Origin of the sequence: Salinibacterium sp. CAN_S4 (genome assembly GCF_015752305.1) — a bacterium.
Classification (GTDB): Bacteria; Actinomycetota; Actinomycetes; order Actinomycetales; family Microbacteriaceae; genus Rhodoglobus.
Map to the genome: position 1 here is coordinate 809,533 of NZ_JADOVB010000001.1, position 13,738 is coordinate 823,270.

The 13,738-nt window shown below is 66.4% G+C and carries 10 protein-coding genes and 3 pseudogenes; 3 read left to right on the forward strand and 10 right to left on the reverse strand.

All coding sequences use genetic code 11. From position 1 onward, the window contains the following. Window positions 1–313 precede the first annotated feature (313 nt). Complete coding sequence (locus IWX81_RS04045; RefSeq protein ID WP_199279943.1) at window positions 314–1,699, reverse strand: glycine--tRNA ligase; 1,386 nt, start codon at window positions 1,697–1,699, stop codon at window positions 314–316. Window positions 1,700–1,801: 102 nt separating this feature from the next. Continuing rightward, entirely contained in the window at window positions 1,802–2,845 is a 1,044-nt protein-coding gene (locus IWX81_RS04050) for an aminotransferase class V-fold PLP-dependent enzyme (RefSeq protein ID WP_199279944.1), read from the reverse strand. A 181-nt stretch (window positions 2,846–3,026) separates the two neighbouring features. Between IWX81_RS04050 and IWX81_RS04055 the strand changes: the two are divergent. Next, window positions 3,027–3,346 (forward strand): annotated as a pseudogene (locus IWX81_RS04055) (transposase); the annotation flags it as partial. 89 nt (window positions 3,347–3,435) lie between these two features. After that, window positions 3,436–3,729, forward strand: a pseudogene (locus tag IWX81_RS04060) (DEAD/DEAH box helicase); the annotation flags it as partial. Window positions 3,730–3,798: 69 nt separating this feature from the next. On the opposite strand, the gene IWX81_RS04065 reads toward IWX81_RS04060, so the two are convergent. Continuing rightward, entirely contained in the window at window positions 3,799–4,638 is an 840-nt protein-coding gene (locus tag IWX81_RS04065) for an NmrA family NAD(P)-binding protein (RefSeq protein WP_199279946.1), read from the reverse strand. Between the two features lie 73 nt (window positions 4,639–4,711). Here IWX81_RS04065 and IWX81_RS04070 point away from each other — a divergent pair, with 73 nt between their 5' ends. Continuing rightward, window positions 4,712–5,641, forward strand: a complete 930-nt coding sequence (locus IWX81_RS04070) for a helix-turn-helix domain-containing protein (protein ID WP_199279947.1) — start codon at window positions 4,712–4,714, stop codon at window positions 5,639–5,641. Between the two features lie 486 nt (window positions 5,642–6,127). Here IWX81_RS04070 and IWX81_RS15045 read toward each other — a convergent pair. From IWX81_RS15045 to IWX81_RS04110, 7 genes and pseudogenes are all read right to left on the reverse strand, one after another. After that, a pseudogene (locus tag IWX81_RS15045) lies at window positions 6,128–6,980 on the reverse strand (IS5 family transposase). Window positions 6,981–7,028: 48 nt separating this feature from the next. Then, window positions 7,029–8,087 carry a Gfo/Idh/MocA family protein gene (locus IWX81_RS04085; protein WP_199279950.1) on the reverse strand — a complete coding sequence of 353 codons (1,059 nt, stop codon included), beginning with the start codon at window positions 8,085–8,087 and terminating at the stop codon, window positions 7,029–7,031. A gap of 9 nt (window positions 8,088–8,096) precedes the next feature. Further along, window positions 8,097–9,245 (reverse strand): cysteine desulfurase family protein, encoded by a 1,149-nt coding sequence (locus IWX81_RS04090; protein WP_199279951.1) that lies wholly within the window; start codon window positions 9,243–9,245, stop codon window positions 8,097–8,099. After that, window positions 9,242–10,090: a carboxylating nicotinate-nucleotide diphosphorylase gene (nadC, locus tag IWX81_RS04095; protein WP_199279952.1), complete on the reverse strand. Its 849-nt coding sequence runs from the start codon at window positions 10,088–10,090 to the stop codon at window positions 9,242–9,244. The genes IWX81_RS04090 and nadC overlap by 4 nt, the downstream gene beginning before the upstream one ends. Further along, window positions 10,087–11,640, reverse strand: coding sequence for an L-aspartate oxidase (gene nadB / locus IWX81_RS04100; RefSeq protein ID WP_199279953.1), 1,554 nt, complete (start codon window positions 11,638–11,640; stop codon window positions 10,087–10,089). The genes nadC and nadB overlap by 4 nt, the downstream gene beginning before the upstream one ends. Continuing rightward, complete coding sequence (gene nadA, locus IWX81_RS04105; RefSeq protein WP_199279954.1) at window positions 11,640–12,917, reverse strand: quinolinate synthase NadA; 1,278 nt, start codon at window positions 12,915–12,917, stop codon at window positions 11,640–11,642. Before nadA ends, nadB begins: the two co-directional genes overlap by 1 nt. Further along, window positions 12,904–13,713, reverse strand: coding sequence for an NUDIX hydrolase (locus tag IWX81_RS04110; RefSeq protein ID WP_334592978.1), 810 nt, complete (start codon window positions 13,711–13,713; stop codon window positions 12,904–12,906). The genes nadA and IWX81_RS04110 overlap by 14 nt, the downstream gene beginning before the upstream one ends. Window positions 13,714–13,738 lie beyond the last annotated feature (25 nt).

The window sequence follows — 13,738 nt, forward strand, 5'->3', positions numbered from 1 at the left end:
ATCACCGCGCCGTTGGCGACTGCTTAAGCAGCACGAACAACTGTGCAGTCGCCCCGGATCCCGCCGCGGTGGAGGAGCCGCTAATGTCGGAAATTCAGGAACACGGACGTCGCGCCGATATCAGTCCACATCAGGACGCGGGATTCCCGCTCGCAAGCGTCCGACTTCCTGAATTTCCGAAGCTGGGGCGCACGAGAAGAGGCCCCGGGGTGGGGCGGCCCCGGGGTGGGGCGGCGGAGGTGGCGGAGGCTGGACCGGGGCGGCCCCGGCGTGGGGCGGGGCGGCGGAGGTGGCGGAGGCTGGACCGGGGCGGCTAGGCCCCGACGAGCTGCGCGGCGAGGTACGCGCGAAGGCCCTCGAGCGGGATGCGCTCCTGGGCCATGGTGTCGCGTTCCCGCACTGTCACCGCGTTATCGTCGAGCGAGTCGAAGTCGATCGTGACGCAGAACGGAGTTCCGATCTCGTCCTGGCGACGGTACCTGCGCCCGATTGCTCCGGCGTCGTCGAAGTCGACGTTCCACAGCTTGCGCAGATCGGCCGCGACGCTGCGCGCGAGGGGCGAGAGCTGCTCGTTGCGCGACAACGGGAGCACCGCGACCTTGACGGGAGCCAGTCGACGGTCGAGACGCAGCACCGTGCGCTTGTCGATGCCGCCCTTGGCGTTGGGTGCCTCATCTTCCGCGTACGCGTCGATCAGGAACGCCATGAGCGCCCGGGTGAGGCCGAACGCGGGCTCGATCACGTAGGGGATCCACCGCTCGTCCTTCGACTGGTCGAAGTAGGAGAGGTCGGCGCCGGAACCTTCGGAGTGGGTGCGGAGGTCGTAGTCGGTGCGGTTGGCGACACCCATCAGTTCGCCCCATTCACTTCCCGCGAAGCGGAAGCGATACTCGATGTCGACCGTGCGCTTGGAGTAGTGCGAGAGCTTCTCCTGCGGGTGCTCGAAGAACCTGAGGTTCTCCGGGTTGATCCCGAGATCGGTGTACCAGCGCATCGATTCGTCGATCCAGTACTGGTGCCACTTTTCGTCCGTGCCCGGCTCGACGAAGAATTCCATCTCCATCTGCTCGAATTCGCGCGTGCGGAAGATGAAGTTTCCCGGCGTGATCTCGTTGCGGAACGACTTGCCGACCTGCCCGATGCCGAACGGCGGCTTCATGCGCGAGGCACCCATCACGTTCGCGAAGTTCGTGAAGATCCCCTGCGCGGTCTCTGGACGCAGGTAGTGCAGCCCTTCCTCGTTGTCGACAGGGCCGAGGTAGGTCTTGAGCATGCCCGAGAAGTTCTGCGGCTCGGTCCACGACCCGGGCTGGCCGGTGTCAGGGTCGCGAATGTCGGCAAGGCCGTTGACGGGTGGATGCCCGTGCTTTTCCTCATACGCTTCGAGGAGGTGGTCGGCGCGGTACCGCTTGTGCGTGTGCAGCGATTCGACCAGCGGGTCGGAGAACACCTCGACGTGGCCGGAGACTTCCCACACCCGACGGGGAAGGATCACCGCGGAGTCGATGCCGACGACATCGTCGCGACCCTGGACGACGGTCTGCCACCACTGCTTCTTGATGTTCTCTTTGAGGGCTGTGCCGAGAGGTCCGTAGTCCCAGGCTGACCGGGAGCCACCGTAGATCTCTCCGGACTGGAAAACAAATCCCCGTCGCTTGGCGAGGTTGATAACGGCGTCGATCTTGCTGGGCGTTGCCACGGTGTCACTCTCCTTCGGCCTGTCCGCTCGCGCGGGGCAGGCCATCAGTCAGCCGAGCTGGATGCCCGGTCGGCGAAGCGTCCAGCCTACCGGTGCGTGCCGCTACCGCAGGGCGTCGAGCACCGCATCGACGTCGCCTTCGGTGTTCCAGAGGTGGAAGGATGCCCGCAGCCGGCCCGCCCGACCTGACGCCCTGATCCCCGCCCCGACGAGCTTCTGCAGGTCGCGCCCGGAGGCGTCTGGCCAGCTGACGATCGCCTGGTGCTGCTGCGGGATCCCGAGACCGTCGCACAACGTGTCACCGAGCCCACTCGCGTGATCCCAGACCTCGTGGATGTCGAGCCCGTCGAAGAGCGCGATGGACTGCTCAGCACCGATCCAGGCCTGCCATGCCGGCGATACATCGAATCGTCTCGCGGTCGGCGCTAATGACATGGACGGCCCATAGCAGCTCTGCCACACGTCGTCGCCGGCGTACCAGCCGGCGTGCAGCGGCGTCAGGAGCGCATCGAACCTGGTGGACAACGTGAGGAAGGCGACTCCGCGCGGCGCGCATAACCATTTGTAGGTGTGGCACACGGTCGCATCGAACAGCGAGGCATCCACCGGCAGCACGCCAGCTCCCTGCGTCGTGTCGCACATCGTGTACGTGCCGTGCCTGGCTGCCGCGGCGGTGATCGATTCGACGTCGGCGACGACTCCCCTGGACGACTGCACGAGGGAGAAGACGACCAGCCACGTAGCATCCGTGATCGAGTCGGCCAGGGCTTCGAGCGCCACGGTGCGCACCGAGATGTCGGTCCGTTGGAGGAACGGGAACACGATCGACGAGAAGTCGCCGTCCACGGACAGCACCTCGGCACCGGCTGGCACGGCGGCGACGATGAGGGATGTGAGGACGGAGGTCTGCGATCCCTGGGCGACGCGATCCGGATGCACGCCCACGAGTGAGGCATAGGACGCCCTGGTGCGTTCGATCACCGCGTCGTAGCCCTGTGGATCCCGGTCGGCCCGGCTCCAGGCCGCGAGATCGGCGGTGAGCGCGTCGACAGACTGGCGGGGAGGCAGCCCGATGGATGCCACGGCCAGGTAGCCGCGCGGGTCGCCGAAGCTGTCGATCGCCGACTGGAGGGATGCTGAGGTCATGCCTCAGCATCCCGCCTGCAGCCAGCAGCAGGCAAGAGCCGCCTCACGAATGTGGACTGGACCTGCTCTGGACCGGGACTAGGCCGAGTTGATCAAGAGGTTTTGTGGCCGTGTCGGTGATTCTTGATGTGTAACGCGTGCGGAGATCTCGGATGAGGTGTGGGCTGTTCTTGAGCCGCTGATGCCCGTGCCCGCGGGTCGTTCGCGGCCGTGGGCGGATCATCGACTCACGGTTGAGGGGATGGCCTGGAAGTACCGTACGGGTGCGCCGTGGCGCGACTTGCCCGAGCGGTTCGGGAAGTGGAACTCGGTCTATAAGAGGTTCACCCGGTGGGCGCACGATGGCACGTGGGACAAGTGCTCACCCGGGTGCATCAGCACGGCGCGACCCTGACCAGGGATACAGGGGCTCTGACGAATTACAAGAATCCGTGGCTCGAGCAGCCTGATCATGCGATCGGTCGGTCCCGAGGCGGTCTGACCTGCAAGATTCACCTACTGCGACACGGAGCGATCACAGAACTGCGCCAAAGACCGACGAACTCCACACCCCGCCCCTGGGCGCCGCACCCAAGCCTCCGCCGCCCCCGCCGGCCACGCGCATCCTGTACATCTCACCGCTCAAGGCCCTCGGGTTCGACGTGGAGCGCAACGTCCGCTCGCCGCTGGTCGGGATCGGGCAGTCCGCCCGCCGCCTCGGCATCCCGGTCCCGCAGGTGACGGTGGGCGTCCGCTCCGGCGACACCACGTCGTCCGACCGCCGCAAGCTCGTGGCCGGTCCGCCCGACATCCTCATCACGACGCGCGAGTCGCTGTATCTCCTGCTCACCAGCACGGCGGGCGAGACGCTCGCGGGCGTCGACACGGTGATCATCGACGAGGTGCGAGAGCATCCGGGCCCGCAACCCACGGTCTATGCGATCGGGAGGCCTCAGCTCAATACCCCATATCGTCTAGCCCGCAGCAGTGATCTCGCGCTTGACGACTTCTGAGAGGGCAGTCGCCGGCCGGCCGAGTATGCGTTCGACCTCCCCGGTCGGTCGGGCGCCGTTTCCTTCGCCGATCTCCGACAGGAGGGCTGCCAGGAAGCCGGCGTAGTCGGCCGGCAATCCATGCGACGTCGCTTGCTGGATCCAGTCAGCAGGCGAGACAGGCTGATACTCGACGCGGTGCCCGGAGGCGCTGAGATTACGAGCCACCTCGGCATGGGTGAGGGCGGCCGGACCCGTCAGCTCGTACTGGCTGCCTGCGTGACTGGAGGGGTCGCGCAGAGTGGCTGCTGCGACAGACGCGATGTCGTAGGCGTCGATGAAAGCCTCAGCACCATCCCCCGCCGGTAGCGCCAACGTTCCGGTCGAGAGTGCGGAGGCGAAGGCTCCTTCTGTGAAGTTCTGCATGAAGAAGGACGGTCGCAAGATCGTGAATGTGGGCGAGTCCTCGTTCAGGAGGTGCAGCTCTACCGCGCGGAGGGCGACATTGTCCGGGGCATGCTCGATGCCCCGTGCGCTGAGGTACGTGAAGTGCTGGACCCCCGCGCGCTTCGCTTGCTCGATGAATCCGATCACCGTCGACGCGAAGTCGGTCTGGAAAGCCGGCGGTACGACATACATGCGGTCAACGCCGAGGAGAGCATTCGCGTGTGTCGCGGTGTCGTCCCAGTCGAAGGAGACATCGGCGCCGGAACGGGCTGCCGTGCGCACCGGCGTGTTCGCTTCACGAAGGATGCGGGCGATACGACGGCCGGTCTTACCGGTGCCGCCGAGGATCAGGGTCAAGGAATCAGAACGGGTCATGGTGTAAGTCAAAACTGTTGAATCTAGACGCACGATACTTGTTTAGCCAGATTAAATGTGCAAGAGTCTAGGGATGGACGTGCTCGCTGACCTGCTTGACCGGGCCCGGGCGCGGGGGGCAGCGTTTGCGTCGACCTCCATCTGGCGCACGGAATGGGGGCTACGCTTCCCTCCGTCTCGTCTCGCTATCCATGTCGTGATCGCCGGTGAGGCGGTCATCACGACCAGCGCGGGAAGGCACATCCTGCGATCCGGTGACATCGCTGCGGTTCACACAACCCAGCCGTACAGCCTGTCCGGAGAGTTATCGACCGGGATGGTCGACCTGCTGGAATTCATCGCGAGCCCGGACACCGAGCAGGCAGATGACGTCTTCGTCGTGCGCGGTGACGGACCTGTCACCACTTTCCTGTGCGGCGCCTACCTGTTCGACGGTGACTTGTGCAGCGCACTACTAGAGAAGCTGCCGGAGGTGATGATCGTTCGATCCGAGCCTGGAACCCCTATCAGCGGCGTCGTGCAGCTCATCGAGCACGAACTAGAAAACTCTTCGGCGGGTAAACGAACCGTGCTGGATCGATTGTTGGATGTCCTGCTGATCAACGTGCTGCGCGCTCACTTCGCTGCACAGCCGCGCAACGCACCAACCTGGTACACGGCCCTGCGTGATCCCGCCGTGAAGACGGCACTCGAGGCGATGCACGGATCACCCGCCGAACCAATGACCGTCGCATCGTTGGCACAACTCTCGCACGTCTCCAGGGCGACTCTAGCCCAGCGCTTCACGGAGCTCGTCGGCGTGCCGCCCCTGGCCTATCTCACCTCATGGAGGATGCGCCTCGCCAAGGAACGGCTCCGCGAATCAGACCAACCTCTTCACCTCATCGCGCTGGATGTGGGCTACGGATCTGCCTACGCTTTCAGTGCGGCATTTAAACGCGAGACCGGATCCGCGCCAGGAGCGTGGCGCAAAGCCCAGCAGCAACCCACGACCGTGTTGTGAGGTGAGAGAGCTCGCGCTTTGATGCGGTGCGCCGCCGACGCCGCGCCTCTGCGACGAGCAGCGCAACGAAATCGATTGTGAAATCGTCTCGTTTCAGAAGGAGGTTGTCGCTGCCGTGTAGGCGCGCAAGGCGCGCGGGAGGTGAGTGCCTGAGCCGGAGCGCGAGCTGGTCCTGCTCGAAGCGCAGGTGGGGTCTGCAGGCGGAGCTCGATGGCCCTCGGCGTATCGCGCCCATGCCCGGCCCTTGTCGTTGGGGATGTTGTACGCAGCAAGCGCCGTGTTCTGAAAAGACGGCGTCAGCCCGGCTGAGCTCGACCGCCCGCTTCCAGTGCTCCGTAGCTTCGACCCGACGGCCATCTGCGGACGGGAGCATCCCGAGCAGCGAGTGCACGACGTCGTTGTCCGGTTCGGGCGCGCCCGCGGCCTCAAGTGCATCAATTGCATCGAGGCGGACGGGAAGAGCCCAGCGGAGGTCGCCTGCGCCCCTTACCTGGCTGCGCCACAAGGAGGCGCGCCCACGGCCGTTTTGATCAAGTCGCTCTTGATCCAGATTAGGGTGGTGGCGAGGCTGATGGCGGCTCGGTAGTTGCGGGCGGTCTTGTCGGAGCGCATGGCGATTCCGCGCCATTGTTTGAGTTGTTGAAGGAGCGCTCGACGACGTTGCGGCCGCGGCAGCGGAGCTTCTGATCGTCGCCGAAGTCGATGGGACGATCAGGCTTCTTGCGACGATGGGCGATTTGATCATTGCACTCTGGGATGGTCGCGGCGATCCCGCGTTGACGCAGCCAAGCTCGGTTCGCCTTTGACGGGTAGCCCTTGTCGGCGAGTATCCGATCGGGCCTGGTCCGCGGCGTCCCGGTTCCGGCGCGGGGAACACGGATGTGCTCGAGCGTGGTCGTCATCATCGTGGTGTCGTTGATGTTGCCGCCAGTGAGCACTCAACCCAGCGGTCTACCCTTGCCAGCGGCGACCAGATGAATCTTGCAGGTCAGACCGCCTCGGGAACGACCGATCGCATGATCAGGCGGCTCGAGCCACGGATTCTTGTAATTCGTCAGAGCCCCTGTATCCCTGGTCAGGGTCGCGCCGTGCTGATGCACCCGGGTGAGCACTTGTCCCACGTGCCATCGTGCGCCCACCGGGTGAACCTCTTATAGACCGAGTTCCACTTCCCGAACCGCTCGGGCAAGTCGCGCCACGGCGCACCCGTACGGTACTTCCAGGCCATCCCCTCAACCGTGAGTCGATGATCCGCCCACGGCCGCGAACGACCCGCGGGCACGGGCATCAGCGGCTCAAGAACAGCCCACACCTCATCCGAGATCTCCGCACGCGTCACACATCAAGAATCACCGACACGGCCACAAAACCTCTTGATCAACCGGGACTAGGCCGAGACCGCGGCGGAGAGCGCGTGGGCGCGCTCGATGATGCGGACGACTTCGAGCGCATCCTTGGGGTCGACCGGTGACGGCGCGCCGTCGAGGATGCTCGCGGCGACGCCCGCGTAGAAGTCGGGATAGGCGCCGGGCTCGGTCGGGACCGACTCGAGGGCATCGGCCACACCGACGAGTCCCCATTCGGCCTCGGGCGTGACGCCGTAGCCGTCGGATCCCGGCCAGCGCTGCTCTTTGAGGAAAGGCTCCTGGTTGTCGAGGCCGTTCACCGAGTATGAGGATTCCGAGCCGAGCACCCTGAAGCGGGGCCCGGTCTGACCGGCGGCACGGCTCATGGTCAGGTGCGAGCGGACTCCGCTGTCGTGCAGCAGCGAGATGAACGCGTCGTCGTCGCTCACTCCCCCGTCACGCACGATTGTGAGCTCTGCTGCGTCGACGGTCGCCGGGCCGAACAGCTGAAGAGCCTGGTCGATCAGGTGGCTGCCGAGGTCGTACGTGATTCCGGCACCCTGCTCCGGGGTGGTCGAGTCCTGCCAGCGGTCGCGAAGTGCGCCGCCCCAGCGTTCGAAGGTCGATTCGAAGCGGTGGATGTCCCCCAGCGCACCCTCGGCGAGCAGCCTCCTGATCGTCAGGAAGTCCCCGTCCCACCGGCGGTTCTGGAACACAGCGAGCAGCTTCCCGGCGTCCTCGGCCGCGGCGATGAGCTGCTTCGCATCGGTGACCGTGGGGACGAAAGGCTTGTCGATCACGACGTTGGCGCCCGCTTCGAAAGCGGCAAGCCCCTGCTCCAGGTGCACGTGCGCCGGCGAGGCGAGGATCACGAGGTCGAGGTCGCCGGCGCGCGCGAGCAGCTCCTCGGGGCTCCCGACGATCTCGGCGCCGGGGTGCTGGGCCGCGGCCTGGGCTGCGCGATCGGGACTGCCGGTCGAGATCAGGTCGAGCCTGAACGCCGGGTTCGTGGCGATGAACGGAGCATGGAACACCCGGCCCGACAGGCCGAAGCCGATGATGCCGGTGCGGATGGGGCTGGAGTTCTGCGTGGTGGGCATCCCGCAAGCCTAGCCAAAGAGGGATGAGCCGAGAGTGCGCACGGCGAGGGATGCCTCAGCCAGATGCCCCGCGGCCTCCCGAAGCTGTTCCGCGGTGACGGTCGAGTCCAGGCTGAACCGCACGGCTGTTTGCGCGACCTCCGGCTGGATACCCATCGCGAGCAGCACGTGCGATGGCTCGTCGCTGCCGACGGCACAGGCCGAGCCCGCTGAGCAGATCACCCCGCGCCGGCCGAGTTCGAGCAGGATCGACTCGCCGCTCGTGCCCGGGAAGCAGAACGAGGCGTTGGATGCCAGCCGCCCCTGCCGCGGACCGGTCAACTGTGCGCCGACCACTGTGTCGAGCACCTCGGTGATGAAGTCGTCCCGAAGCGCAGAGACTCGGGCGGCACCGGCCGCGCGGGAGCCCTCACTGAGGCGGATGGCCGCCGCGAGCGCCACGATTCCCGGCACGTTCTCGGTGCCGGAGCGGCGACCCCGCTCCTGGCCGCCGCCGTGGATGAGCGGCTCCAGCGGGAGTCGACGCCGGACGTAGAGCGCGCCGATCCCCTTGGGAGCGCCGAGCTTGTGCCCGGAGATGCTGATCGCGTCGGCGTCGAGCTCACGCAGGTCGATCCACCCCGCGCCCTGCACGGCGTCGGTGTGCATGACGGCTCCGACTCCGTGCGTGAGAGCAGCGATCTCCCGGACGGGCTGGACTGCGCCCACTTCGTTATTGGCGAGCATGACGCTGACGAGCGTCGTATCGGGCCTCAGGACTGCGGCCACCGCTGCCGGGTCGACGACCCCGAACTCGTCTACCCCGACCACGGTGGTGTCGAATCCGTGGAACCGTTCGAGATACGCACACGACTCCTGCACGGCCTCGTGCTCCACCGCCGAGATGACGAGGTGCCTGCCCCTGGGGTTGCCGAGCGCGAGACCCGTGATCGCGAGGTTGTCGGATTCGGTTCCTCCTGACGTGAAGACGACCTCGGATGGCCTCGCCCCGAAGAGATCGGCGACGGTGGCCCTGGCATCCATCACCCCAGCGGATGCCGTCTCGCCCAGTTCGTGATGGCTGGACGGATTACCGAAGTCCCCGGTGAGGTACGGCCACATCGCTTCGAGCACCTCTCGGCGCACCGCGGTCGTGGCTGCCGCATCGAGGTAGATCACGAGATGGCCATGTCGAGGCCGAGGTCGAGAGCCCGCACGCTGTGGGTCAGCGCTCCTACAGAGATCACATCGACGCCGCACCGGGCGATCTCGCCGACGGTAGCGAGATTCACGCCGCCGCTGGCCTCCACGAGGGCGCGGCCGGCCACGATGGCGATGCCCTCGCGCAGCTGGGCGGGGGTGAAGTTGTCGAGCATGATCGTGTCGACGCCCGCCGCGACCACGGCCTCGATCTGGTCGATGCGGTCGACCTCGACCTCGAGATGGGTCGTGTGCCCGAGTCGCTGCCGGGCTGCGCGGATCGCGTCCTCGAGCGGGATGCCAGCCTGCTGGAGGATCGCGAGGTGGTTGTCTTTGGCGAGCACGGCATCGGAGAGCGAATAGCGGTGGTTGTGGCCACCCCCGTCGCGCACGGCTTTCCGTTCGAGCATCCTGAGCCCCGGAGTCGTCTTGCGGGTGTCGACGATGCGCGCCGAGGTGCCGGCCACGGACTGCACGTAGCTGGCCGTGAGAGTGGCAATGCCTGACATGCGCTGGCAGAGATTGAGTGCGATCCGCTCAGCCCGCAGCACTCCGCGAGCGCTGCCGTCGACGCGAGCAAGAACGTCCCCTGGCTCGAACACGGCACCGTCCTCGACGAGCACCTCGATCGCAGCACCGGCGTCGACCAGCTCGAACACCCTCGAGAAGACCCCGATGCCGCTCAGCACGCCCGGCTCGCGTGCGACCAGGCTCGCCTGCGCTACCGCCGACTCAGGAAGGAATGCCTCGGAGGTGATGTCGCCCCACGGCGCATCCTCCTCGAGGGCGCGACGGATGATGTCATCCACAACGTCGGGATTCACTGGAGTGCCTCAGCCTTCTGTCTCACATTCACGGCGCCGGCACAGTCGAACGAGCTGGCGAAATCTTCTGACATCTCCGGGAAGTCAGTGCGCGAGTGGGCGCCCCGGGATTCCTCGCGCCGCAGCGCCGCGAAGACCACGAATCGCGCGAGATCGAGCAGGTTGCGGGTTTCGAGGTCATGGATCGACTCGCCCGGCACCGTCCATCGTGCGAGCTGGGCGGCCGCCGCCCCCAGGCCGTCCGCGGTGCGCTCGATACCCACGAGGTCCCACATCAGCTGCTGCAGCTGTCCACGCTCCACGGGCTGGGTGCCGGAGGTCGGCTCGATGACAGTCACGTCGCGTCGACCGGGCGTGGACCATGGATCTCCCAGCACGTCGGTGGCGCGCCACGCGAACACAAGAGATTCGAGCAGCGAATTGGATGCGAGCCTATTTGCGCCATGAACACCCGTGCACGCGACCTCGCCGACCGCGAACAGCCCGGGAAGCGACGTTCGGCCGTGGGCATCGGTGCGGATTCCGCCCATCCAGTAGTGCGCCGCCGGCGTCACGGGGATCGGGGTAGTCGCCCAGTCGAAACCGTGGGCGGCGCATGACCTGTCTATACCGGGGAAGCGCTGCTCGAGGAATTCGCGGCCGAGGGTCGTGGCATCCAGCAGTACGGGTCGACCGCCCTGCCTCGCCATCGCCGCCGCGATCCCGCGGGCTACGACATCGCGCGGTGCGAGCTCGCCATCCGGGTGAACGTCCATCATGAAACGGTGACCCGCCTCGTCCAGCAGCACTGCGCCCTCGCCGCGCACGGCCTCGGAGACCAGCGGTGTGCCGGGAACGGCAAGCGCCGTCGGGTGGAACTGGTAGAACTCGAGATCGGCGAGCTCGACTCCCGCGCGCAGCGCCGCCGCCGTGCCATCACCCGTTGCCACGAGCGGGTTGGTCGTGTGAGTGTACAACTGGCCGGCACCGCCGCTCGCGAGGATCACGATGTCAGCGTCGATCACCCGTGAGCCGCCATCCCCGTGCACGACCTCGATGCCGCACACCCGGCGCCGGTCGCCGATCTGGTCGACATCGCTGTCGTCGATCACGAGGTCGCGCATGAACGTGTTCTCGTGCACCTCGAGAGCGAGGTAACGCACTGCGGCGACCAGGGCCGTCTCGATCGCGAGCCCCGTGGCGTCCCCTCCGGCATGAATGACGCGCCGCGCCGAATGAGCAGCCTCGTGGCCGCGCTCGAGTTCTCCGTTGACGCGGTCGAATTCCACACCGAGCGCGATCAGGTCGCGAACCCGGCCAGGGCCTTCCGTGCACAGGATGTCGACCATGGCCGCGTCACACAGCCCGTCACCCGCGCGTACGGTGTCTGCGGCATGAGCCCGAGGGCTGTCGTCGGGGAAGAGCGCCGCCGCAATGCCGCCCTGGGCATATTTCGTGTTGCTCTCGCCGAGGTCCGCCTTGGTCACCAGCACCACGTCGTGCTCGGCGCTGGCCCTATAGGCGGCGATCAGCCCGGCGATTCCGGTGCCGACGATGACGATCCTTGCCATCAGGCCACGACCCGAGGGGGTGACGGCCGCACAGCGAGCATGCGCTCGAGCGCCACGCGGGTGCCGGTGGCGACATCCTCCGACACGGAAATGCGGTTGATGACCTCCCCGCGTACGAGCCCCTCGAGCACCCAGGCCAGGTAGCCGGGATGGATGCGGTACATCGTCGAGCACGGGCAGATCACGGGGTCGAGGCAGAAGATCCGGTGCTGTGGATACTCCGCCGCAAGCCGGTTGACCATGTTGATTTCGGTACCGATGGCGAAGGTCGTCGGCTCGGTCGCCGCGGCAACCGCCGTGCGGATGTAGTCGGTCGACCCCGCCTCGTCTGCCGCATCGACGACGGCCATCGGACATTCCGGGTGCACGATCACCCTGACACCGGGGTGCTCGGCTCGCGCCGCCTCGATCTGCGCCACCGTGAATCGCTTATGGACGCTGCAGAATCCGTGCCACAGGATGACCTTCGCGTCGAGTACGTCGCTCTCGGCGTTACCGCCGAGCGGCTTGTGCGGGTTCCACATCGGCATGAGCTCGACCGGAATCCCCATGGCCTTCGCCGTATTGCGTCCGAGGTGCTGGTCGGGGAAAAACAGCACGCGCTGCCCGCGCTCGAAGGCCCACTCCAGCACGCTCGCCGCATTCGAACTCGTGCAGACGATGCCTCCGTTGCGGCCGCAGAAGTCTTTGAGCGCCGCCGAGGAATTCATGTAGGTGACAGGGATGACCGGAACCCGGCCCGCGGCATCCGGCGCTGTGCCGTACACCTCGGTGAGCTGCTCCCAGCACTCCTCGACCGAATCGATGTCGGCCATATCGGCCATCGAACAGCCCGCGGCGAGATTCGGGAGGATGACCGCCTGGCCCGGCTTAGCGAGGATGTCCGCTGTCTCTGCCATGAAGTGCACGCCGCAGAAGATGATCGCCTCGGCATCAGGCACGGTCTGCGCGGCGTTGGCGAGCTGGAACGAATCACCGAGGAAGTCGGCGTGCTGCACGACCTCGTCACGCTGGTAAAAGTGTCCGAGCACGATGGCGCGGCTTCCGAGGCGCGCTTTGGCCGCCCGGATGCGCTCGTGCAGCTCCTCGTTGGACGCGTTCTGGTACTCGAGCGGCAACTGCCCCTGGCGCGGGGATCCCGTCGGGATCACGTCACCCATCGACGAACCCGGGCCGTAGCCCGGCGTTCCGAGGTCGAATGTCCACGGGCCGTCGGCGAGTGCCGGGGCGCAACTCTCCCCCGGGGCGCTGCGGATGATGGCGTCAACTGATGACATGGGTGCTCCCTGTTCTTTCCGGGCCGAGTGCTTTCTGATCACCCAGAGTTTTCTTCTCACCGAGTGTTTTCTGATCACCGAGTGTTTTCTGATCACCGAGTGGGCCATTGTCGACCAGTTCGATGGTCTGGTTGTAGCGGTAGAGCTTGGGTGGGCGGTGCCTGCCGCCGGAGACGACTGCACCCGTCGGGACGAGGGTCGATTCGACCTGGCGCCGGAAGTTCGCGGGATCCAGCGGTCGACGCAGCACGGCCTCGTGCACCTCGCGCAGGTCGGTCAGCGTGAAAGTCTCGCCGAGGAACGCCTGCGCGATTCGGCTGTACTCGAGCTTGGTCCGCAGGCGCCACAGCGCGTAGTCGATGATCACGTTGTGGTCGAACGCGAGTTCGGGGAGGTCATCGGCCGGGAACCAGCGCACGTTCTCGCCCTCGTTCGCCTGAGCGGCCTGGTCGGCCCGCACGAGCGCCCAGTACACGATGGAGACGACGCGACCGGAGGGCGAGCGGTCCACATCACCGAACGCATACAGCTGTTCGAGGTAGCTCGGCTCGAGAGCTGTGGTCTCGAGCAGGTTCCTGGATGCGGCATCCGCGAGCCCCTCCTCGGCGCGCACCCAGCCACCGGGCAGTGCCCAGCGACCGCCGAACGGCTCGGTGATGCGGCGCACCAACGGGATCCACAGCGCGCCGAGACCGGACTCGGCATCGGCGCGCAGCGCGAAGATCACGGTGGATACGGCCAGCGGGATTCCGTCTCGCGGTGAAGCCGACATCTGCATCCGATCAGTAAAGGTCATTGTGACCTGAAGCGAGTGTATCACT